We start from the raw sequence: 24371 nt of genomic DNA on the forward strand, positions 1-24371 counted from the left end.
TGTCTAAGCAAGTTGTCGAAGAATACATTAACAAGCAACGTACAGAAAAAAGCAACGCTGGCCGTCCCTCTAAGAAGGGCAACTAACGTTACTTTTCGTTTGACTTCATCTCGGCACTAAAGTACCGAGTTTTCGCCTTGGCTACCGAGATGTGGGAGTTAGGCTCCGTAATAAAAACGGGATTGCAGCGCACGGCCCAATCCCTTCAATTCTAACTAAACTTGTTGTTCAATATCCGTCACTAAATGTTCATTAAACTTTCCGGCGCGTAACATCGCGATCTCATAGCGGTACGGTGGTTGTTGATGCTTCTTATCTTCACCCACGTAGGGCGTTTCCAAAATTTTCGGTACCGCTTCAAGCTGGGGATGGTGCGCGATTGCGTTCAGCGCATCGAAACCAATCGTCCCTAAGCCAATGTTGGCGTGCCGGTCCTTATGCGCCCCCTGCGGATTTTTCGAATCGTTCAAGTGCACCACGCCCAACCGGTCCAAGCCAATTACGTGGTCAAACTCATTTAAAACGCCGTCAAAGTCGGTTTTGATGGCGTAACCGGCGTCACTCGTATGGCAAGTATCAAACGTCACCGACAACTTTTCGTTGTACGTCACACCGTCAATCATTGCAGCCAACTCTTCAAACGTCCGCCCGACCTCAGTTCCCTTGCCAGCCATCGTTTCCAGGGCAATCTGAATTTTTTGGTCGGGGCGAATGACGGTATTCAACCCCTTGACGATTTGCGCGATCGCCGCATCCGCGCCCGCACCAACGTGCGCTCCCGGGTGCAACGTTAACTGGGTCGCGCCCAGCGCTTCCGCCCGCTGAACTTCCGCATATAAGAAGTCGGTCGCAAATTCAAAGTATCCTGGTTTGGTCGTGTTACCAAGGTTAACAATGTACGGTGCGTGCACGACGAGTTGCTGGAAGTCATTTGCTGCCAGCAACGGTTTAGCCGCCGCGATGTTTAAGTCCGCAATCGGCTTGCGGCGCGTATTTTGCGGCGCCCCCGTGTACACCATTAACGTGTTGGCACCGTAACTAACGGCTTCCTTAACCGAACCTAAAAACATCGCCGGCGCCTTCATCGAGACGTGTGAACCAATTCTCAGCATCCTTGATCCCATCCTTTATCAGCCTGTATTTTAATCCATTAAGTTGGTTCCATTATGCCGAACTTCGCTAGGATGTGCAAGCGCCACCGCGGGCAAGCAGTTCAGCCCCGCGGTTGATCTTTAGCCGCTTTGAACGTCCTCTCGCACCGAACCACCAGCAATCTCAACGCCAATTGGGACCGCGCCATAAAAAACGGAACTGACCAATGCCGGCCAATTCCGTTGTTACCGCGGCCCATTACGGGGATGCGGTTCAAGTATTTTCAATTAGATCATGTCCACAAACCGGGACCGGAACTTGTAATGCAAATGCGAGCCAACTAGTAATACGAAGAGGACGATGCCCCAGAAAACGAGCGTTAGCACCGGTTGATCCCAAATCTTACCTTCATTGAACATCGACTGCCGAAACCCGTTAATCACGTAGAAGAACGGGTTCAGTTGTAAAATGCGCACAAACGCGGCCGGAAAGCCATTCGTTTGAAAATTAAATAGGACGCCGGACAGGTAGAACAGCATCCGCATAATTGATTGCAACAAGATTTGCCAATCACGCACGAGCACCGACACAGTTGAATTGAACACACTCAACGCGAACATCAGACAGACCATCGCGAAGAAGTAGTAAATCCACTGAAGCCAGGCAAATGACGGGTAAATACCATTGAAAAAGCCGAGGGCGATGGAAAAAATCAGCATGGTCCAAAAGGCATTCAGGTTACCCATAATTTTAATCGACGGTAACACTGAAACCGGAAACTTCATTTTGGAAACCATGTTAACCCGCTGATAAATACTCTTGGAGCCATCGAGAACTGAGCGGTTCATGAAGAACCACGGGGTGATCCCAATCACCATCCACATTAAATAGGAAACGCCGCCGTTAGTTGCGCCCTTTTTAAACCCGTTACTAAAGACGATCCAATAAATCCCAATTTGAATTAACGGGTACAGGTATTCCCAAGCAAGTCCCAAATAGTGGTTTTGATAGCTGGCCTGATCTTCATAGTGCGAGATTCGCCAAATAATGCCCCAGTTTTGGAACTGCTCCTTAATAATTGATACGACCTCTTTCAAGGTACTGCCACTCCCTATCTATCATCATAGTAACTATGATTATTAATAGTGTTTACTGGTAAAAATAAGTTAACGTTCGTTCAGTTGCTTGACCATCGTTATGAGTATTCCACAATTGATTAAAACTTGTCAATTGGTGCGACGTGCTCGGGGCCGCTAACTGCTGATTTAATTCCGTGACGGTCCGGACAAATGGGCCCGGTGCCCACTTTTCAAAGTCGGGTTGCAAACCAACACTCTGCCGAAAACTTTGCCAGTCAAAAACATAGAATACCATTTTCTGACAATTTGGCAAGAGGGCGTAGTCAAAAATAACGGACGAATAGTCACTAATCAACGTTTGGGTTACGGTCAATAATTCATCGGTACTAAACTCTGGGATCAAGGTCACGAGGTCGGGATACCGCCGTTTTAACGCTCGCGCCTGAGTTGCCAAGTGGGGGTGTAATTTAACCACTAAGCACTGATCCGGACGCAATCGCAACTGTCCAAAATCAGGCGGTAGCGTTAACGCCACCCCTGCCCGGTATGTTGGTGCGTATAAAATGACCTGCTTACTAGCCAGTTGCGGATAGCGCCGATAAATCGCCGCTTGGGTTTGCGCCCGCCAAGCTGACTGTTGGTAGCGGTCAGAACGGGGATAACCGAGAATGCGCATCCGACTGATTGGCACGTGGTAACTCGCCGCAAAAATGGCCGCCATCTTGGGCGATGCCACTACAAAATCGGTAATGTGGTTATAGACAGCTTGAAACCGCCGCTGGTCCGTCGTCGACCGCTGACTCGTCTGCGGGTCGCCCCAGCCAAAGGCCTTAACGGCCCCATTAGCGTGCCACAACTGAATAACGCGCTGTGAGCGGTGGCGCCACAGGCCAGCCGTGAAAGCGTAATAGTTGTCCAAGTAAACGTCTGCCGCCCGTGTGATGACGGGGACCCCCTTCAGAGCAAAGTGCACGGAATCATGAAACGGCCGCACGGTAACGCCAGCTTTAGCCAACGCTTGGGCCTGGGCTTGCGCCGCTGGTAAATAGTAAACAATCAGGCGTCCATTGACCCGTTGGTTTAATTGCCGAACAAAGGCCCCGTTATCCGCAAAACTCATTAAATAAATCACCCGCTGGTTCGGTCGAAAATGGGCCCACCACGAAACTACGCTCACCAGCCAGATGTAGAGTTGTTTTTTCAACCCGGTCACCCTTTCACACTGTAAAAACTCACCGTGTATTATAGCATACTTTTCTCGTGACCCAGGTGGATTCCCAATTCCTTTAGTTTTGTTTAACACTTTCAACAAATAAGCGTTACAAAAAACGCCGGGGCATTAAGCCCCAGCGTACATTCAGTGATTGCCGTTGTAGCAGACTCACGGCTTGGGTTCGTAAAAGTGGCCCAATATTTTAACCGTGTCCGAAATGCTCACAAACGCGTGCGGATCGGACTCCGCCATCGCCGCCTTTAATTCCGGCATTTCATAACGCGTAATAACCGTAAATAAAATCGTTTTATCATCGTGTTGGTACGCCCCCTCGGCATTATGCACGATGGTCACGCCACGGCGAATGCGATTTTGCACGCTATCAATCACCGTTTTCGGCCGACTCGTAATAATCATGACTTGCATTTTTTGCTGACGGGTATAAGTCATATCGATGACCCGGCCGTTAACGAGCAACCCTAACGCGGAGTAAAACGCGTACGGCCAGCCATAAACGAACCCGGCGGCTAACACGATCAGCGAGTTAAAGGCCATGTTAATCGTCCCGATACTGCGCCCGGTTTTCCGGCGTAGCACGATTCCGATAATGTCTAACCCCCCGGTTGAAATGCCACTTTTCAGGGCCGTTCCGGTCCCAAAACCGTTAACCGCTCCCCCAAAGATTGCGCAAATAATGGGGTCGTGGGTCAATTCGACTGGCGCGATCACCTTAATCATAATACTGGAAAGCGCAACCGCCAGAAACGTGTAGACGGTAAACCGACGCCCAATTGAACGCCAGGCAATTACGAACATTGGCACGTTCAATAAGAATAACAGTAAGGCCGTCGAAAGCTGAACCGGCATGAACTTCGTCATCAAACTGTTGATCAGTTGGGCAAGCCCGGTAATTCCGGAAGAGTAAATGTGACCGGGGGTCCAAAAGAAGTTCATCGCGATCGAGACTAAAATGGCATAAATAAACGCCGTCGACGCCTTAACAACGTCACGATGGTGCTTGGACAACTGCTGAAAATCATCCATGAATTTGGCTCCTTTATGTTTTTGCTCTGGCTATTGTACCACGCAACCCCCCGCTCAAGCGGGATTTACCAGGATTCACCCAAAAGTCTCACGTTTCTCATTAGATTTTTATTTCAGTCGCAATGCTTAGTCAACCTTAGGCGCATCTGCCCAGTGACTAGCAACAAAATCGGCTCGGCCCCCCGCTTCTTGAGCGGCATAGACGACCGGATTATTTTCGTAAAACCGTTGGTGTTCGGCTTCAGCGGGATAAAACGGTTTGGCGTCTTCAATTGTTGTGACGATTGGTTTACTAAAGCGTTCGCTGGCCTGTAAATGGGCTTTGGAGGCTGTCGCCACTGCCCGTTGTTCCGGGCTATTTACGAAAATAACTGGCCGGTAGTTATCACCGCGGTCTTGAAACTGGCCCATCGCGTCGGTTGGGTCCGTTTGGTGCCAATAAATTTCAACGAGCTCCGCATAACTGATTTTAGCGGGATCAAACGTAATCTTAACTGCCTCGGTATGCCCGGTTTGATGGGATTTAACTTGCTGATAGGTCGGATTGGCAACGTGGCCGCCAGTGTAGCCGGAGACGACGCTCTCGATTCCGGGCTGCTGATCGAATGGTTGAACCATGCACCAGAAGCACCCCCCGGCAAAAATAGCTGTTTCCATTAGAATTCCTCCAATTAAGTTTTAATACTAATTTAACACGTTAAAAAAAGAACGTCCAATCCAGGGATTAAACGTTCTTTAAGTGAAGTAACTTGGGCAGAGTGTGAGGGCCAGCGGGTTGATGTTGAGCACTACCTAGATAAGCCGTTGTCGCGGGTTTCGCGATAGCGGGTTATCGTAGTAGGCGCAGACATCAGCTGGACCGAACACGTTTCGGCTTTAAAGCAGTAAACCGTCCAAGGTTGGCACTGGCGCCCTAGCATATAGGCACAAGCGTCAGCCAAAGCACCACAAAAGGCCGTGACTTACATCACAGCCTTCTGACACCCCATATTCTATGATATATAGTATTGATTTGCTAAAAAGGTTACCAATTGAATTTGCAATAAGGTCATCGTAACCACCAAAATAAGCACGCGTGCTCTTCTGCGTGAGCTCAAATCAATGCCCGCAGTGTTTTCGCCAACCGGTTACACCGCTGCTGGCGGCAATCTCAACACTAATTGGTACGGAGCCGTACTTCATCAAAAATTTTAATCCTGAGCGTCGTCGTCCTTGGCACCAGCCGGATCAATTAGCAAGTCTAAGTCGGCAAGCTGTTGATTCGAAACCGCTGCGGGTGCGTTGGTCATTGGTTCGGAAGCCTTGGAGTTCTTCGGGAAGGCAATCACTTCACGGATATTATCGTTACCGGATAACAGCATCGCAAACCGGTCCAACCCAATGGCTAAACCACCGTGAGGCGGAAAGCCCATATCAAGCGCATCGAGCAAGAACCCGAATTGCTCCTGAGCGCGTTCCTTAGTAAAGTTCAACGCCTTGAACATCTTTTCTTGTAAGTCACGGGTGTGAATCCGGATGGAACCGCCCCCCAATTCATAACCGTTTAAGATGATATCATATGATTGGGCGTGGGCCTGATGCGGATCTTCACCATCATTTAAGTAGTGCACGTCTTCTTCGTTAGGCATCGTGAATGGGTGGTGCGCTGGTACCCAGCGTTCAATTCCTTCGTCGTATTCGAAGAGTGGCCAGTCAACGACCCACAAGAACGCGTACTTACTTTCGTCAATCAAATCCAGTTCCTTCGCGATAGCCGTCCGTAAGTAACCTAACGTGTCAGCCACGACCTTGAACTTATCGGCCGCAAACAATAGTAAGTCACCCGGGTGAGCACCGGCCGCCGTTGTAATGGCTTCAAAGTCCCCATCATTCTTAAAGAACTTTGCAACCGGACCGCTGAAGCCGTCATCCGTAACTTTCATCCAAGCTAAGCCCTTGGCACCAAAGCGCTTGACGTATTCGGTGTAAGCATCGATGTGCTTCCGGGAATACTTGTCCGCCCCGCCCGGTACGGCGATGGCCTTAACTTGACCACCGTTGGCTAAGGCGTTGTCAAAGACTTTAAAGCCGGCGTCTTTAACGGCCGCCGCCATGTCTTTAAGCTCCATACCAAAGCGCACGTCGGGCTTTTCTGAACCAAACCGGTCCATGGCTTCTTGCCAAGTCATCCGCGTAAACGGTGCACTGACGTCAATGCCCTTAACGTCCTTCATGACCTTTTGAATCAAGCCTTCGGTATATGACTGAATTTCTTCAGCACTAAGGAAGGACGTTTCCATATCGATTTGGGTAAATTCAGGTTGCCGGTCGCCCCGTAAGTCTTCGTCCCGGAAACAACGAGCAATTTGATAGTAGCGGTCAAAGCCCGCGCCCATTAATAACTGCTTGAATAATTGGGGTGATTGGGGCAGTGCGTAAAAGTGCCCGTGATAAATTCGGGATGGCACCAAGTAATCCCGGGCCCCTTCAGGCGTCGACTTCGTTAAGAACGGCGTCTCAATATCGTAGAATCCCTGGTCGTCAAAGTAACGGTGAACCGCCTGAGTAATACCGTTACGAATCTTCAAGTTACGTTGCATTTCCGGACGTCGTAAATCTAAGTAACGGTACTTCAACCGTAATTCATCTGAGACGTTAATGTCGTCCTGAATATAAAATGGGGGCGTTTTGGCCTTGTTTAAAATCTTCGCGCTATGGATTTCAACTTCGACCTTCCCAGTTTTCATCCGGTCGTTGATCGCATCTTGTCCGCGGTTGACCACTTTTCCTTGCACTTCAATGACGTATTCGCCCCGCAATTGATCCGCAACGGCTAACGCGTCCGCCGAGAACTCCTGACTGAAGACCAGTTGCACAATGCCTTCCCGGTCACGTAAATCAATAAAAATCAAGCTTCCAAGGTCCCGGCGCTTTTGCACCCAACCTTGAAGGGTAACCTCTTGCCCTAAATAGGCTTCGTTTACGAGGCCCGCATAAGTGGTACGTTTCATCTTACCAATTCCTCCCTAAAACTAATGACTTGCCAATAATGCCTTTAACGTGGCGGCCACGTCAGCCATCGCAACTTGCTGTTCCTTTCCAGTTGCCATGTCCTTTAAATTAACGACCTGATCCGCAATTTCCGTATCCCCGACCGTCATCGTGTAACGCGCGTTTAAGCGGTCAGCACTCTTGAACTGGGCTTTCGGCTTGCGGTCCAAATAATCCCGTTCCGCGGTATAGCCCGCGTTCCGAACCGCCTGAACCAGTTTCAAGGTCGTCACGCTAGCGTTATCACCAATTCCAACGACGTACACGTCGAGTTGGTCATCGGTTGGCATGGCCACTTTTTCAGCGTCCATTAAGACTAAGAGCCGTTCAACCCCAAGGCCAAAGCCGACACCGGAAACTTCAGGGCCGCCCAATTCCTTAACGAGACCGTTATAACGACCTCCGGCACAGATTGTCGTGTAGCCGCGACCAAGTGCTTTGGAATGGGTCATAATTTCAAAAATCGTATGGTTATAATAATCCAAGCCTCGAACCATCGTTGCATCAATCTCGTACGGAATGTCCAACGCATCCAAATAAGCCTTCGCTTGGTCAAAATGGGTTTGCGCTTCCGGCGTTAAGTAATCTAAGATCGACGGTGCATCGGCTACGAAGGCCTGATCTTCCGGTGCCTTGCTATCAAGGACGCGGAGCGGATTTTTATGCAACCGGGCCTTAGAATCATCACTCAACTCGTCAAAGTGTGGCTCCAAGTAATCGATCAATGCTTGCCGGTAAGCGTCGCGCGTCGCTTGATCGCCCAACGTGTTGATCACTAACTTCAAGTCGTTTAGACCGAATTGTTTCAACAAGTGGAAGCCCATCGCAATTACTTCAACGTCTAACGCGGCACTTTCACTCCCAAAGGCTTCGACCCCGAGTTGATGAAATTCGCGTAACCGCCCTGATTGGGGCCGTTCATACCGAAACATTGGTCCCATGTAATAAACTTTATACGGTTTAAGTACCTGGGGACCGTACAATTTATTTTCGACAAAGGCCCGCACGACCCCGGCCGTACCTTCGGGGCGCAACGTGACGTGGCGATCACCCTTATCGTGGAAATCATACATTTCCTTGGTGACGATGTCCGACGTATCCCCAGCAGAACGTGAGAATACTTCGAAGTTTTCGAACATCGGCGTGCGAATTTCTTTAAACTGGTACGTCTTGAATACTTGCCGGGCCGTTTGTTCAACGTACTGCCATTTTTCACTGTCGCCGGGCAAAATATCCGCGGTACCCTTTGGCCGTTGATATTTCATATTAAATTTCCTCCTTGGATTTTGAATCGACAAAAAAAGCGCCCTTGAATTAACCAAGGGCGCTTTTAAGCGCGGTACCACCTTTATGAGCACTAACTGATAACGTCTGTGTTACACAGGCGGAACTTTCCGTTCACCTCAAAAGCGTCTCCTCATTGCGCACCATCCGGAATTCTCAGCACTACCGGTCTCTGACTATGGTGGGGAACAATGCTCTTACTTTCTCTGCGGTCGATTTATTAATATACGGTTAAAGTTACACGAATTTCAGCTAAAAGTCAACTCTCCCCGCCGAATATCATTCCGGCGCCCGCTTTTTTTGGTATACTGATGACTGTACTTAACGTTAAAATTATTATTAAAACATAGTTGGTGAACGCACCCATGCAAATATTAAAACACTACTGGCGACAGCTAACAATTGCCGCCGTTTTTATCGGGCTAGTTATTGGATTTGTTTTCGTCCTCGCAACCAATAATACCGCCACCGTTAACATTGCCAACGTGAATATTCGGCAAGGTCCCGGAATGAGTTACGCCATTACGGACGCAACCACTAAGGGCACCAAAATTCACATCATGAAGCGCAAGAACAACTGGCTGTACGTTCGTTACGCTGACCATAAATTTGGTTGGATTGCTAGCTGGTTGGTGAATGAACGTAATTCGCAACTCAGCAAGACCACTAAAATTTCAGAAGCAACGATCGTTTTGGATCCGGGCCACGGTGGATCCGACTCCGGGGCTCTTTCGAGCAAGGGTAAAATGGAAAAAACATACACGTTACGCGTTGCAAAGGCCGTTGCTAAAAAGTTACGGGCGGCCGGCGCTAACGTCATTTTAACCCGCGATGATGACCAGTACGTCGGTTTAAGCGCCCGCCCAGCCATGGCGAACAAGCTCAACGCCGACGCCTTCATCAGTTTCCACTTTGATAGTTCACCAGAAAAGAACACCGCATCTGGCATTACCACCTATTACTACCACAAATCAACCTCGTTGACGCTGGCAAAGGATCTCAGCAACAACGCGTCGACCCTGCCGATTCCAAGCAAGGGGGTCGCTTACGGGGACTTCTTAGTGATTCGGGATAATTCAGTGCCCGCCGTGTTAATGGAACTCGGCTACATTAATGATAAGGCTGATTTCAAGACGATTCGTTCAACCCAGTACCCGAACGAAGTGGCGCACGCGGTTTACGCTGGACTTAGTACCTACTTTGCCAAACAATAGCTTAACCGATTTAACGGCCACCATAATCGAGCGTGCACCTTCTGATGCAGCCCGATTGTGGTGGCCGTTACGCGTCTCAGTCCCCCAACCATCCGTTTGAAGCGCATCCGCAAACGCGGTATCATCAGCTTGAGGCTGCGACATTAATAGCCTAAACCTGTGCCAAAAGTTAGTTGGCTCCGCTGAACGGCTAACCGCCTTTTGGCACACGCTCAAACTGAAGGGAGACTTTTGAGATGCAACTATCCACTCAATGGCTCGCACAACTGCCACTTACTGGTATTCAACACGTTAACGCCGTCAGTGGCGGGGACATTAACGCCGCCTTTGCCATTCAAACGACTACTCAACGCTACTTTCTAAAGGTTCAACCCCACCGGGGGGCTGCGTTTTTCACCCACGAAGTTGATGGCTTTAACCGCTTAGGCGCGGTCGTCACAACGCCCAAGGTCCTCGCTAGCGGGACGATTAACGGTGACGGCTATTTACTCTTGAACTGGTTAGACATGGGCGTTGGTAGTCAGTACGACTTAGGCCAGGCCGTGGCGCGGGTGCATCAACAACACGCGCCGCAATTTGGACTCGACCACGACTTTTTAGTTGGTAAGATTCCAAAATACAACCACTGGCAAAGCAATTGGGCGACTTTTTACGTCGAGCAGCGTTTAGATGTATTAGTCAAGTTGGCGCAACGACAAGGCTACTGGTCACCTGACCGGGAGCAGGCCTACCATCGACTCAGGCAAGCCATCCTAAGTGATTCGTATATGCAAATGGTTCAGCCCAGCCTGCTCCACGGCGACCTGTGGTCCGGAAACGTCGGCTTCACCGCTGACGGTACCCCACTATTAATTGATCCAGACGTTTTCTATGGTGACCGGGCAATGGACCTCGCCATGACCACGATTTTTGGGGGCTTCGATAGCGACTTTTATCGTGGCTACGCGGACCGTTACCCGTTAGCGCCCGGTATGCGCGAGCGTCTGCCCCGCTACCAACTCTACTATTTATTAGCCCACCTTAACTTATTCGGTGAAAGCTACGGGCCCGCGGTTGACCGCTTGTTAAAAACGGCCTAAACCGCAATCAAATGAACGCCCCGCCACTGCCGCAACTGCGACACTGACGGGGCGTTTAACCGTTCTTTTTTACTGAACACTGCTTTGTAACACTGCTAATTGATCAACTTGCCGCTCGGGCGCACTCGTCACCGTAATTAAGTGATCATAATCGAACAAGTAACCGGCAATGCCCGCACGGTGGCCCGCTTCAATGTCCAAATTCCGGTCCCCAACCATCACGGCCACTCGCCGGTCGACCTGATGCCGATCCAGCAAATAATTCAGTGCGGCCGGATCCGGTTTACGCGGAAACGGCTGCGCTGCGGTGACGGCGTCGCTAAAGTAATCCGCTAATCCAGCCCGGGTCAAAAAATCAAGGGCCCGCGCGTCCCGATGAGTCATTAAATAGTTATGCCCGCCCGCGGCGACCACCGCGGCCAGGACCGTTTGAGCGCCGGGAAAAGCTGCCGGTGCCGTTTGTAATTGAGCCTCTAACTCCCGGTAACGTGCTCGGAGCAACTGCCAGTCCCAGCCAAATTGGTCGGCCAGCGTGTGTTGCGTATACCCCACGGCGTGCTCGCGCATCAGGGTGTAAATTGCTTGACGACTAGCGTGGCCCCCCATTTCGCTGACTGCCGTTTGCATCGCCTGCACCATTACCGGGTACGTGTCCAATAACGTCCCGTCTAAATCCCATAAAAATTCTCGCATTCGTGTGACTCCCATCATCAAGAAGGGCCGGCTCCCATTAGGACCGACCCTTAATTTATTAGCTCTTTAATATTCGATGTTAATCCGCCAAAAGATTTTAACAAACTCACTGTGACCATCAAAATGAGCGAGCTTACTTTTAATTTAGTAGATTCTAACAACCTTCATCCATTACACCTTATTATAAGATGGGCCACGTAACCTTGTATTAAAGCTAGTCTAGCCAGTAGCGGGTGTAACCATGGCTCAACTGCGAAATTATTCTTGGCCGGAAGTGAAGTTCTTCCGGCTTAGAATAAGGCTCGAATTTGAGATTGCGGGTGGTCTCCCCGTGAGCTCAAATCGATGCCCGCAGTGTTCCAGCCAACCGGTTACACCCGCTGCTGGCGGCAACCTTAGCACCAATTAATACAATGTCATTTATTAATTCATCACTTGACCTAACGTTGATCCGTATCGTAACAAATCGTGACCGGGCCGTCGTTCGTTAAACTAACCTGCATGTCAGCGCCAAATTCACCAGTGGCGACTTCAACTCCAGCCGCCGCTAACTGTTGATTAAACGCCGTATACAACTGACTCGCCACCTTGGGATCACCGGCATCCGTGAAGCTCGGCCGGTTCCCGTGGCGGGTATCCGCGTAAAGCGTAAACTGTGAAATTGATAAAATCGCACCGTTGACCTGCTGAACGTTTAAGTTCATCTTGCCGGCCTCATCACTAAAAATTCGCAGCTTTAAAATTTTATGGACCAGGTAGTCTAATTCAGCCTGCCCATCACCGTCTTGAAAGCCAACTAACAAAACTAACCCGTGACCGATGGCGCCGTGAACGGCCCCATCAATGGTCACCTGCGCGTTTTGCGCCCGTTGTACAACTACTCGCACGCACTCGTCCTCCTAACTTAACGAACGCTTAAAGCAACTTCCGTTCAACCACGTACACGTCCTGCACGTTCTTTAAGCTATCAATAATCCGTTGTAAGTGATCCAAATTCCGCACTCCCAACGAGACACTGATGATCACCATCTTATTGTGGTCAACTTTCCCGTTCACGTTGGTTAAAAACTTCGTATTATTATTAATCACTTTAAGCACGTCGTTCAACATGCCGTTGCGGTTATAACCCTGAATTTCAAGGTCCGAATTATAATTGGTCCGGTCACCCTCAGGATCCTCCCACTGCACGTCAATCAACCGCTCGCCATTCGCCTCGGCGTTACGCACGTTTGGACAGTTTGTACGGTGCACGGAAACCCCACGCCCCTTCGTAATGTAACCAACGATATCATCCCCCGGAATTGGCGAACAACAGTGGCTCAACCGAACGAGCAAGTTATCTACACCTTGAATGATGACACCGCCAGACGAGGAAACCTTCTTGCGCTGCTTATCTTGTCGCTCGTGCGCTTCTGAACGCTCCTTAGCCTTTTTCTTCGCTGATTGTTCAGAAGATTCCGCTAAAATGGCCGCTTCCTGTTCACGCTGGCGGTCCTGCTCGCGGCGCTTACGAACGTCACTCGTCAGCCGATTAGCGACGCCGACCGGCTGAATATCGCCAAAACCTAACGCCGCCAACAAATCGTCTTCATTCGCGTAGTGCATCTTGTGGGCAACGGCTTCCAGCTTTTCCTTGGTCATCGTATCCTTCAAGCTAAATTCCATTTCGCGTAATTGCTTTTCAATCAGCTCACGACCGGTGATAATATTTTCTTCCCGGTCAGCGTTACGGAAAAACTGTTTGATCTTGTTTCGAGCCCGGCGCGTATAAACTAACTTTTGCCAGTCCCGGCTCGGTCCCGTCGAACTCGTCGACGTCAAAATATCGACGATATCGCCATTCTTAATCTGGTAGTCTAGGGGCACGATTTTACCGTTGACCTTCGCACCAGTCGTATGGTTACCCACTTCCGTATGAATCGTGTACGCCATGTCCAGCGGACCGGCCCCTTTAGGAAGTTCCATGACGTCGCCCTTCGGCGTAAAGGCGTAAACGCGATCGCTAAACAGATCACCCTTGACGCCCTCCATGAAGTCCGCGGCATCCTTACTTTCATCCTGCAGTTCAATGATTTCCTTAACTAAGTTCAGCTTATTTCCCGACTGGGTTGCTTGAACCTGATCGCGCTTACCTTCCTTATAGGCCCAGTGCGCCGCAACCCCATATTCAGCGACCCGGTGCATTTCAAACGTCCGGATCTGAATCTCCAGTGGTTTGCCTTCGGGACCGACCACGGTCGTATGCAGGGATTGGTACATGTTGGCTTTCGGCATCGCAATGTAATCCTTAAAGCGTCCCGGCATCGGTTTCCACTGGGTATGGATTGCGCCTAAGACCGCGTAACAGTCCTTGATGGAATCCACTACGACCCGGATTGCTAACAAGTCGTACAGCTGACTAAACTGCTTGTGCTTATCGCGCATTTTTTTATAAATCGAATAAATGTGTTTTGGTCGGCCATAGATTTCGCTCTCCGGCAACTCCAAATCTTTCAGCGCTTTTTTAATGTCCTGAATAGCAATTTCGATGTACTTTTCACGGTCTTCGCGCCGTGAATTCATTAAATGGACGATCCGGTAATACTGTTGCGGGTTAAGGTAGCGCAACGAAACGTCTTCGAGTTCCCATTTAATGGTACTGATCCCTAACCGGTCCGCGATTGGGGCGTAAATTTCCAACGTTTCGTTGGCAATCCGCCGCTGCTTATCCGGCCGCAGATGTTGCAACGTCCGCATATTGTGCAAGCGGTCCGCTAACTTCACAATCATGACCCGAATGTCCTTAGACATCGCCAGCAGCAATTTCCGGTGATTTTCCGCTAATTGTTCCTTATTGGACTTATAACGAATCTTTCCCAGCTTCGTGACCCCGTCAACGATGACCGCAACGTCCTTACCAAATAGTTCCTCCACGTCACCCAACGTCACCCCAGTATCTTCAACCACGTCGTGCAAAAAGCCAGACGCGACCGTTTCGGGATCCATCTTTAATTCGGCCAGAATCCCGGCAACTTGAATCGGGTGCATAATGTACGGCTCGCCCGACTGGCGGTACTGATCACCGTGCACGTAAGTCGCAAAATCACAAGCCCGTTTCACGAGGGCAACGTGATCCGCATTCATATATTTTTGAACCATGTCAAGGACGTCCTGAGCCGTCCAAGTCGGTTGTTTTGGCATTTACTCTCACCACGACTTCCACAAAATTCTAACTTTCATAAAGGGACCCGTCAGTATCCACCTAACGGGCCCCTTTAAACCGGTTTAATCTTCACGCGGGCCGGTCAGCCCGTACGCTAAGTACGAAATTCCTAAATCAACTACGGCAAGGTAGTAGACATACTTTGGAAAAAATAAATAAATTCCTAAAAAACAAAAAATGGGGTATAACCAGACGAGCCATCCCGTCCGGGCCGTACGCCGAATCTGCCAACCAAGGACGGCGGCGAGGATAAAATCCGCGACAAATAGTAGCCACACGATTTGATGGAAGCGACTCACACTCAATAATTTGAGCAGCCACGGTAACCCCACCCCGACGATTAGCGCAATGAGCCAATACTGGCCGTTTAACTGCTGAAACTTCTTTGTCACACGCATTCCCTCACTAACGCTTAATTGCCTTTTAACTATGATTATCCATTGTACACCACCGCCCGCTAAATTACACTAGTTCACACCAAAAAGAAACCTGACTTAACAAGGTCCGCTTGCGGTTACGTATTTTAAATAGTCGTTTGAACGGCAACCTCATAATCGCTAGGTTAATCCTGGTCATTGGTTCGCATAACCCCAGGGTGCGTCTAGGCGTTTTCATCTTTGGGATTTCTTCATAATAATCAATCCGCGTCACGCAGCAGCCCTGCCAATGACGGTAATGACTTAATTAACCGCTGAGCAGATTCGTGGGACAATGATCTGGACAATTGCTGATCAATTTCTGCCATCCGCTCGTGTCCCTTTGACGTTAATGACAGTAAGTGCACGCGCCGGTCCGTAGCACTCGGCGCACTGACAATTAAGCCCTGCTTAGTCAGGCTACCAATGTTTTGCACCAGTGACACCTTTACGACGTGTAGCGCGGTAGCCACCACCGCAATCTCACTAGCCGGATGCTTTTGAATATACACTAAAATACGTAAATCATTCAGCGTTAATCCAGTGTCAGCCGCCCAGTCAGTTGTTAACTGTTTTAAATATCGTTCCAATTGCATGATATCAATAATGTGGTCAAGTGATTCTTGCATCCAATCAAATCCTCCTCAACAACGATTCGCTCACCGCCATTTTTAATTCAGCTCATTTGCTGATACAAAACAACCATTAGCAACTAAGCCAAATAATTATGTAATCCCGCGCTATCCATTTATTGTACTACTAAAGACATTAACTAGACCAGCACTGACTATTCCGTTCACTAAATTATTAATCCGCTAAATAAACAACGCGTAACCGCAACCCGCAAAAAAACACGGACTGCCAAATTTGGCTACCAGTCCGTGTTCTTCGATTATCACCAACTATTAGTCACAGTACCGCTTAGAATGGAACAACCACCGCGTTAATATTGCCATCCAATTTGGTCGTTTCAAACCGCGGCGGGTTAGCTTGACAAAGGGTCGTAAACGTCTGATCAGTCACAAAGGTTGGCTGCCAAAACGTTTCTAAATTATTAGTTTTGATTGGGCACCAAAAAAGTTTCCGTCGCGCTAAATCAAGGCGTAACACTGCCCCGTATCCAGGGACTTGGCGCTTCTTAAACTCACCATTACTATTGAAAACGCCATTACCAATACTGTACAAAACTGGAACCCGACCAACGTAGTCAATGGGCTGCAACCGGTGCGGTCCATGACCAATAATTAAGTCGGCACCCGCCGCTGCCAAACGTTGCGCACTTGCTCGCTGATGGCGATCAACCGTCGCAAAGTCGGTTCCCCAGTGTGCGTTGACAATAACTGTTGCCTGAGGGTGCGCTTGCTTGTAGCTTTTAATATCATCCACCAACGTGCTATCCAAACAGTTCACACCAGCATGGTGACTCGTCGCGTAAAAATCAAACAAGTTTGCAGCGGCGTTGCGGTACCAGTAACCATTAAAGAAGACAAATGGTTGCTGCTGGTAGTTAAACGTCAGTGCAGTTCGCGCTTCAGTCAACGTTGCCCCCGCACCGATTGTTTCAATCCCGGCGGCCCTGAGCGTCTGAATGGTGGCCGTTAACCGTTCGGGACCGTAGTCGTTTGCGTGATTATTACCTAGCATCGCAAAATCAAAACCGACTCGTTTTAATTCTTGGAGGGTTGGCTGCTGAGCAGCATCAAGTACAAACGGTTTAATCCCGTGCAACGGACTCGTTCCCGTGGCAAAAACAGCTTCAAAGTTCAACCCATTCGTAACGTTGCCCTTAAAAAAGGACTCGATTTTTTTAAAGGAGTAGTCGTAACCATATCGTTGCAACGCATCATCAACGCCGCGTCGCTGCCGTTGACGCGTGTATGATTCGCCAAAATAGGTATCTGCCAACAAGTTAATGATTGGATGAGCCAACGACATTTCTTTAACCGTGACTGATGGCAGGGGCTGGTTAGTCGCCGTCCAGTCAGCAACCCGTGCATCCACGTACGCAGTGTGCGGACTATTAATGAATGCAATCGCCCGCTTTCCTTGGGAGTCCTGCGTAAACATTAGCCCCGCGTGTTCCTGGGATTCTTGGAAAACGGAACCGACAATTTGATGCGTCTTCAAAAGTTGCGTCTTTTTTTGATATAGCCGCCCAGCAAACGTCCGCCGCTGGCTTGCCAACAAACTAAACACTTCATTCGGAAGTTGGCAGTAGGCTGCCCCAATTTTCTCCAAATCTTGCAGGGTCGTTCGTTGCGGCCGGCGAGTAAAGCGTCCCGTAATATTGCCAACGGCTTCCGCATTGACTTGTAGTTGCGTGGCCATTTTCCGTAAGCCAATCATTGCACGCCGATTACTACCAAATAAGGCAATCGCTAAGTTAATCACCACGTCGGGGGCGGGCGCCACAATTGCCAGCGTCAGCAAATCATAAACGGTATAAGCCCGCCCACTCTTTAAGCTAACCTTATTCACGCTGGGATCCTGTGCCAAATCAGTCGTAATGGTTATCGCCTGCGTCAATCGTAACTTGCCCTGGGCCACCCGTTGTAGCACTCGTAAGATCACAAGTAACCGGCCTACGCCGTTATGATTATAATGTAACGCTTGTGGTTGGGCGGTACTAATGGCAAATTGACTTGCAGCCGAAGCCTGATAATCTAAGCGCCGAACTAACAAATCACGAATTTGGTCAATCGTACTAGCCCGCCGATCAGCTTTGATAAAGATAACTAAGTCTTGTTGCGGTTCACGCGCAACTGCTTCCAAAACTTGTCGGGGGGTGGTGTAATAGCCACCAAACTTAGTAGCTACTAATTTCGGAATTACCCAGTTCATTTCTGGGCCGTAAAGGTACACCCGATCTAGGTGCGTCTGATTAAGTTGAGCGACAACCTGCGAATGCGTCGCATACGAAAATTGACGTAAATCGCGGACCCGTCCCTCAATAAAGATTTTACGGGTAGTCCGTGGTGCTGGATAGTTTTCAGCATAATCAATAAAATTTTCAATCGACAATAATTCAGCATTATGCGTATCATCAATCACCGTCACCTGGCGGCCATTCGCTTTAAATCGCGCTACTTTGTGAGTCGTCGTTTGATGCGCCGTTTTACTGAAAGCTGCCATCACATCCGGAGTCATTTGACCGCCTTCAAGGTCGTAAACCGTTAAAGCTGCCACCATATCGCTGACCGTCCCGTGATCTAACCCCTGAGCATCAATTACACCTAAAGTTTTCTCGTGATGATGAATCGTCAACTGGCCATCCGCCGCTAGCGTCCCGTAATAATCGCAATCCGGTGTTAATCCATAGGTAATCAATTGATCAGTATAGCGGTGAACATCGTGGCGCACATCCGCCAAATTCTTTATTTCAGCGTTAACAACAAACGGCCGCCCCTTCAAATTGACCCCAATCCGTGTTTTCATGTCCGCAGTTTTACGGGGACTCCAACCCTTTTGACCGGCATTAATTTGTGTCAGAACCGCAACGTCCATTGGCATCAAAGATGCAACGCCGCCAATCCCAGTATCAGGCTCCGAATAAGCCACGCTAATCCCCGCAATTTCTAAAACATTAAAAGCGCTTTCCTCATGGTTCATCATTTGAACTTTGACACTCGTTCGGGAATTATGGTTACCAACGGAACTCATCGTTGGGCCAACGTGCTGCAGCAAATCCGCAATGAAAGTTTTGGTCGTACTCTTGCCAACCGAACCCGTCACGGCAATATTCTTGCCCACATACCGCTTTGCAGCGACCCGGACCAGCCGCTCTAACGCGTCGTAGCCGTTGGGCACCACTAGTTGCGGTACGGGGCTCGTTGGAACCGGGTATTCCACAATGGCCATCTTCAAGTAACGAGCTAAGCGCCGAACATTAGCGTGATTATCCTTAAAAGTATTGGTGTAAACGCCAGTATTCAAGGTTCCCTTCAACCAGTGTTCGTGGGACATGGCAAATAATAAGTTATTCGCCCCAATATCGCGGCGGAGTTCACCGCTGTATACGGCATAATGTTGGACAGTCGTCTCTAAATCATTCGGGGTGGTTACCCACTGGCCACCGACGATGGTGGCAATTTCAGAAAAAGTTAACGGTTTCATTTTCATTCCTCCAGTGGACTAGCCCGGGCTAATCACGGGGAGCCCACAATCATAACTAATTATTTAATTGATTAAATTCAAACGGACGCAAGCATCCGCGCTGGTCGCGCTGGTTGCGGCGCTTCCATGGCGTCAAACAACTTTGTCCACCGTTCAAAAACGCGCTGTTCCGCATACCGCTTGGCATTTGCATACGCCGCTACACTGTACTGTGCTAACTGGTCCTGATGAGTCAACAATGTTAAGAGGCTTGCCGCTAGCTGGTCAACGTCATCGCAAGTCGTTAACAGACCACTAATATGATCCTGAATAATATCACCTGGCCCATAGCGAACATCATTCGCAATCATCGGCAATCCGTGGGCCTGCGCCTCTAAGATCATCAAGGAAAAGCCCTCGGCACGGCTTGGCAGGACGCCCACTTGAGCACGTTCATAAACCTGGTTAACGTCCGTTGTATAGCCCTTAAACGCGACACAATCAGTTAAATTCAAAGCTTGAACTTGCGCCTGCACCTTTTTTAACGTGTCGCCGTTCGCATAACCCCAAAACTCTAACCGGGCATCTGGTAGTTGTTCATGCACCCGTTGAAAAGCCTGAATCGTTTGTTCGGGTTGCTTTTCGGGTGCCAAGCGTGCAACTTGAACAATCAAATGTGATTGCCGCCGTTGAAACGGCACGGGTTTAGCGGCTAAAGTGGCATCCGTTACAAACCCCACTGGAATCGTAAACGCTGGAACTCGTTGTCCAAACCGTGCAACGACTTCTTTAGTCTGTTGTGCGGTAGCCGAAATAACCCCATCCCACTGATCATAATTGTCCAACGCATTTTGATAATTATTATTTAATTTCGCGTGTAAATAGTCCCCGTCACTCCCAACGTGGTTATTATGCAAATGTAAAATTTTCTTAGTCGGGGTTCGCATGTGAAATAAGCCCCAGGCACATTCAACGGTGCGATCACAAATAAAGACATTCGTCTCACCGTTTTGATTAAGCTCATCATAGAAGAAACGCGTCAAGGCGTTCAGCCCGTCAAAAAGCCAAGCTCGGCCCCGATAATTAAGCACGCGCCAACTAATTTTCTCCTGATTTAAGTGGTTCAAATAATGCAATTTTTCCAAATGGATCTGTCCGTCAGCACCGAAATACGCTTCCTGAGCAATTTTACCGTCCCAATCAAATAATTGTTCCAAACACTTCAAGCCCTGGGCGTTCCACCATACCATTTTTAAAGTTTTACCATTAACGTCAAAATATTGAATGTTACTAACCGCGTCACTTTTAGGCCGTAAATAAATAATCATGAGCAATTTACCACGCTGAACGACGTTTACTTGGCGCGCCTTGCGCGTTTTAATGGCATCGGCTGGTACCTGCACATCATTCAAGTCAAAAGATTGCCGGGGCATTTTTTGGGTACCACAGAAAAAGTCAAATAAATTTATGCAATCAGCCTCGTTAATTGCGGCCCGTTGAAGTACCGTGTGCAGATTCATCGCAAAAATGCGGGTTACGATTTTAGCTGCAACGCCGTGCTTTTTAAATAAATTCAGCCGACTAATTTCTGCGTGTTCAATCCCCGACTTTGAAAATTGTAAGTTATCATTTAAAAAGAAGTACATCCGAATCATCCCTCCAAACTAAGTGCTGTTTGCCAGCGATGCCAAATTTTCGTATGCGTTTGCGTTTGGTGCATTTTGGCATAGGCCGCTTCGCTAAACGCCGTTAACCGTTGTGAATCCGTTAATAATTCCTGAATCCGAGCACTCATAGCTAACTGGTCGCCCTGCTTCACTACAAACCCATCCTGACCATCCATAATGAAATCGCGGGGACCGTAATTAAAATCATAGCTAATAACTGGTAATCCGTGCGCCTGCGCTTCTTGCATTGCGAGTGGACCACCGTTCGCCAGCGCCGTATTCAGTAAAATCTGCGCATGATCATAAACAGGGGCAATTTCAGGCGTATAGTCGTGAATGCTTACTTGGTGTTCAAGTCCCAACTCACTGATCAGCTTTGTCATCGTTTGGACATATTCGGGGTCCCCATAGCCGTACAGATCACAATGAACGTTGTCAATTTTTTGATTAACTAACGAAACGACCCGGATTAATTGATCAAGCTGACGATCAGGCGCATACCGGCCAACGTATAATAATTGCCGATTACGAGCAGCGATTGGAACCAGTGGCGCTTGGGTTTTAGACGGTACTGAAACCGCCGGCACGTGGCTAATCTGGGCTCCCGGATACCGGTGCCGTAGCTGTCGAGCTTGCGTCTCCGTGCCAGTAACAAACCCATCAAAGCGGTGCCAATTATCAAAGGCGGGCTGTAAGTAGCCGTCTAGCGGCGCCTGAAGCGGATCGTTAATTTTACGCGTATGGTAGATGGGGACCATGATAAATTTATGACATTCTGCATCAAGTTCTAATAACGGCTGAACCCCAGTTCCTGGACGATCACTGACAAAAATAACCGGCTTACTTGACCGATGGACTAATTCATTCAAGTAAAACGCAAACAAATCATCCTGATTATGAAAATATCGTTCATTACGACCACAATAATTTTTGAGCAACATGCGTGACAAGAGCGGCTTACCGTTCGTATCGGGAACGTAATAAGCCTCCAAGACCGTCTGACCAGCAACACCATAGTAACGTTGCATCATCAACTGCCCGTTTTGACCAAAATACTGGGTACTTGACTTAAATCCTCGCCAGTCCCAAAGGTCCGTTGAGACCAGGTTCCCCTGACTATCAATAAACTCTTGATAAAACAAGCGTCCAATCGTTCCAGGCGTGAAACCAACGCGACTTACCAGCGTGTCTCCATTAAACACTTGACTAAAATTAGCACCGGTCGTCACAACATATTCTCGGGGCAACTTTAGGTCCTCGATGAAACGAGCCGTTGTTGTCCCAGCTTCTTGGTCTTGGAAATAATCATACATATTAATTACTTGCTTCCGATTCAATCCAAAATCTTTAACCGTTCGTGTTAATTGCCGGTCATACGTTTTGGTAACGATTTGAGCGGGTTGCTGAAACTTTGTGAAAAGGGCCTCGCGTTTCATTGCCGCATGTTCAACACTTGAATTACGTGCCAGTAAATATTCATTAATAAAATAAATCATTTTAGATTATCTCACTTTCTAATGACTCGTCTGACGCCGGTCATAAGCATAATCGTAATAATTAATGAGTCCCGACAAAAAGTGCTCGCAATCATCGATTCTGGTCCGAAAATTATCGTGACGCGCATGAAAGCCACCAATAAACTTTTGCGGATAATAAAAATACATTGCTAATTCAGGTAGAAAACTTCCCGCAAGTAATTCATACTTTGCCCGGTATGTCCATGCCCGTCGTAGCCGGATCACATCGTACTGAGCGAGCAAATCTTCATTGCCCGATTGCCGAACTAAATCAATCATCTTAACGGCAGCGTCAAGCAATTCTAACAAGGTTGGATACGCCGTTTCACGGTCCTCCATAAACTTCAAATGGCCAAATGCATTCTTCAAGCCCATTGCCATATATTGCCGATTATTAGGGAAAACGTGTAACGCTTCATTAACAGCGTAAGAAATCCAATGATCATGATACTTACCATAGTTATGCGCTACCATGTAGTCTAAAATTGATTGAATCTGCTTTAAGACCGCCGGACGCTTTGTTAGTTCATAAAGACGCGTTAAGCCAAAAACGATTTCTCCCTCGTAATAAATAATCCGAAACGCATTCTTAACCGACAAATCTGGATTAAGAACGTGTACTAACTTTCCATCTGGCTGAATAAACGCCGGCACACACTTAAAGACTTTTTCCAATACCGGCGCAAACGTTGCATCCCCAGTTAATGATTGGTATTTGCTTAATGCCAACATCAACATTCCTTGACCACCTAATTTAACTTCACCCTTATCATTAATAAAAGCAGCACCATCTTTTTCAAGTAGGGCGTGCTCAATTCCCCATTGAAGGGCCTGCTTCACTTGTGCATACCCTTCCGTTCGTCCGGTGAACTCAATTGCTTCCATCAATGCATATAACGATGAAAAGTGCCGAATCATATTGTAATTTTTTAGCACTAACTGCCGAGCTGGAAAATAACCGTAAATAAATTGACCATCTTCACGTAACTGATGTCTCAAAAACGTTTCCCCAACGTCAATTGAATGCGCCAGTTCAATCTGAAAATCAGTTATTTCCCGCATGCCAGTCGTGTATTTATTCTGCGTCGATAAATCATAGACTACTTTTCCATCCGTAAAAATTCCCGCAGTTGTAAAAGTCCATACAAACGCACTCGTCCGGATTTCCGGAGAAACGCTGCCATTTCGTTTCTTGAGATATTTTTCTACTCGCGGATAATCAACCCACGCATGGGCGCCATTTCGACCAATTTTGTGTGCCTTTACCGGACGAAAACAAGCATTACCGTTGATTTCCATTTCCAGCATCGCCGTCTTAAATTCAGCGTCAAAGCTAACGCCGCGACGCCAGTAATTCATTCGAACAACCGCTGCCAACTGTTTTTCAAAATCTGTTCGACTTAAACGTTGTACGCCCTGAACGCTTTCGATTCGAACCCAGCTATCATGAGGGGTTTCAGCTAATTGGTGCGCCACTTCTTCCCAAGCACGTTTAAACGTTTTATGTCGAATAAAAGTAACCTGGGCACGGTGCCGTCGATCCGAAACCGACAACGCTAACGTCACAGTATTGGTTCCCCAATCTAATAAATTTCCCGTTCCAACTAAGGCGTGCTCCAATTGATTTACAAACGATTTTTGCATTAGTTACGCCACCCTATTTATTTTTTTAACCTATGTTTGGCTACCAAACGTAGCCAGTATCTTGTTCTATGTAAACCTACGGGATGCATCCCGTAGGTTCATTTA

Annotated in this window: 18 protein-coding genes and 1 pseudogene; 3 read left to right on the top strand and 16 right to left on the bottom strand. The window is 48.3% G+C overall.

Translation table 11 applies throughout. From position 1 onward, the window contains the following. A pseudogene (locus FFM79_RS12855) lies at positions 1 to 86 on the top strand (IS200/IS605 family transposase); the annotation flags it as partial. A 129-nt stretch (positions 87 to 215) separates the two neighbouring features. Here the strand turns inward: FFM79_RS12855 and FFM79_RS09400 are convergent. From FFM79_RS09400 to hisS, 7 genes are all read right to left on the bottom strand, one after another. Further along, on the bottom strand, positions 216 to 1112 hold the full coding sequence (locus tag FFM79_RS09400) for a deoxyribonuclease IV (RefSeq protein ID WP_137643223.1): 897 nt from the start codon (positions 1110 to 1112) through the stop codon (positions 216 to 218). A gap of 267 nt (positions 1113 to 1379) precedes the next feature. Then, a complete protein-coding gene (locus FFM79_RS09405) occupies positions 1380 to 2189 on the bottom strand; it encodes an ABC transporter permease (RefSeq protein WP_137643224.1) in 810 nt (269 codons plus the stop codon). Between the two features lie 52 nt (positions 2190 to 2241). Further along, complete coding sequence (locus tag FFM79_RS09410; protein WP_371852207.1) at positions 2242 to 3375, bottom strand: CDP-glycerol glycerophosphotransferase family protein; 1134 nt, start codon at positions 3373 to 3375, stop codon at positions 2242 to 2244. Between the two features lie 177 nt (positions 3376 to 3552). Further along, positions 3553 to 4428 carry a YitT family protein gene (locus tag FFM79_RS09415; protein WP_137643226.1) on the bottom strand — a complete coding sequence of 292 codons (876 nt, stop codon included), beginning with the start codon at positions 4426 to 4428 and terminating at the stop codon, positions 3553 to 3555. A 126-nt stretch (positions 4429 to 4554) separates the two neighbouring features. After that, the gene (msrA, locus tag FFM79_RS09420; RefSeq protein ID WP_137643227.1) at positions 4555 to 5085 is read right to left on the bottom strand and encodes a peptide-methionine (S)-S-oxide reductase MsrA; all 531 of its coding nucleotides are present in this window, start codon (positions 5083 to 5085) and stop codon (positions 4555 to 4557) included. A gap of 533 nt (positions 5086 to 5618) precedes the next feature. Then, positions 5619 to 7418, bottom strand: coding sequence for an aspartate--tRNA ligase (aspS, locus tag FFM79_RS09425; RefSeq protein ID WP_137643228.1), 1800 nt, complete (start codon positions 7416 to 7418; stop codon positions 5619 to 5621). 21 nt (positions 7419 to 7439) lie between these two features. Continuing rightward, positions 7440 to 8723, bottom strand: coding sequence for a histidine--tRNA ligase (hisS, locus tag FFM79_RS09430; protein ID WP_137643229.1), 1284 nt, complete (start codon positions 8721 to 8723; stop codon positions 7440 to 7442). 384 nt (positions 8724 to 9107) lie between these two features. Here hisS and FFM79_RS09435 point away from each other — a divergent pair, with 384 nt between their 5' ends. Next, the gene (locus tag FFM79_RS09435) at positions 9108 to 9956 is read left to right on the top strand and encodes an N-acetylmuramoyl-L-alanine amidase family protein (RefSeq protein ID WP_137643230.1); all 849 of its coding nucleotides are present in this window, start codon (positions 9108 to 9110) and stop codon (positions 9954 to 9956) included. A gap of 236 nt (positions 9957 to 10192) precedes the next feature. Continuing rightward, complete coding sequence (locus tag FFM79_RS09440; protein ID WP_137643231.1) at positions 10193 to 11035, top strand: fructosamine kinase family protein; 843 nt, start codon at positions 10193 to 10195, stop codon at positions 11033 to 11035. A 69-nt stretch (positions 11036 to 11104) separates the two neighbouring features. On the opposite strand, the gene FFM79_RS09445 is transcribed toward FFM79_RS09440, so the two are convergent. From FFM79_RS09445 to FFM79_RS09485, 9 genes are all read right to left on the bottom strand, one after another. Further along, the gene (locus FFM79_RS09445) at positions 11105 to 11728 is read right to left on the bottom strand and encodes an HAD family hydrolase (RefSeq protein WP_137643232.1); all 624 of its coding nucleotides are present in this window, start codon (positions 11726 to 11728) and stop codon (positions 11105 to 11107) included. 440 nt (positions 11729 to 12168) lie between these two features. Beyond that, positions 12169 to 12615 carry a D-aminoacyl-tRNA deacylase gene (gene dtd, locus FFM79_RS09450; RefSeq protein ID WP_137643233.1) on the bottom strand — a complete coding sequence of 149 codons (447 nt, stop codon included), beginning with the start codon at positions 12613 to 12615 and terminating at the stop codon, positions 12169 to 12171. Between the two features lie 28 nt (positions 12616 to 12643). Further along, positions 12644 to 14908, bottom strand: coding sequence for a RelA/SpoT family protein (locus FFM79_RS09455; RefSeq protein ID WP_137643234.1), 2265 nt, complete (start codon positions 14906 to 14908; stop codon positions 12644 to 12646). A gap of 84 nt (positions 14909 to 14992) precedes the next feature. Continuing rightward, positions 14993 to 15322 (bottom strand): hypothetical protein, encoded by a 330-nt coding sequence (locus FFM79_RS09460; protein ID WP_137643235.1) that lies wholly within the window; start codon positions 15320 to 15322, stop codon positions 14993 to 14995. Positions 15323 to 15567: 245 nt separating this feature from the next. Continuing rightward, positions 15568 to 15975: a MarR family winged helix-turn-helix transcriptional regulator gene (locus FFM79_RS09465; RefSeq protein ID WP_137643236.1), complete on the bottom strand. Its 408-nt coding sequence runs from the start codon at positions 15973 to 15975 to the stop codon at positions 15568 to 15570. Positions 15976 to 16267: 292 nt separating this feature from the next. Beyond that, a complete protein-coding gene (locus tag FFM79_RS09470; RefSeq protein ID WP_170177435.1) occupies positions 16268 to 19459 on the bottom strand; it encodes a CapA family protein in 3192 nt (1063 codons plus the stop codon). Between the two features lie 77 nt (positions 19460 to 19536). Beyond that, complete coding sequence (locus FFM79_RS09475; protein WP_137643238.1) at positions 19537 to 21084, bottom strand: glycosyltransferase; 1548 nt, start codon at positions 21082 to 21084, stop codon at positions 19537 to 19539. Positions 21085 to 21089: 5 nt separating this feature from the next. Beyond that, entirely contained in the window at positions 21090 to 22601 is a 1512-nt protein-coding gene (locus FFM79_RS09480; protein ID WP_137643239.1) for a glycosyltransferase, read from the bottom strand. An 18-nt stretch (positions 22602 to 22619) separates the two neighbouring features. Then, positions 22620 to 24266 carry a glycosyl transferase family 1 gene (locus tag FFM79_RS09485; protein ID WP_137643240.1) on the bottom strand — a complete coding sequence of 549 codons (1647 nt, stop codon included), beginning with the start codon at positions 24264 to 24266 and terminating at the stop codon, positions 22620 to 22622. Positions 24267 to 24371 lie beyond the last annotated feature (105 nt).

Origin of the sequence: Lactiplantibacillus modestisalitolerans, from assembly GCF_005405425.1 — a bacterium.
In the GTDB taxonomy this organism is placed as follows: Bacteria; Bacillota; Bacilli; order Lactobacillales; family Lactobacillaceae; genus Lactiplantibacillus; species Lactiplantibacillus modestisalitolerans.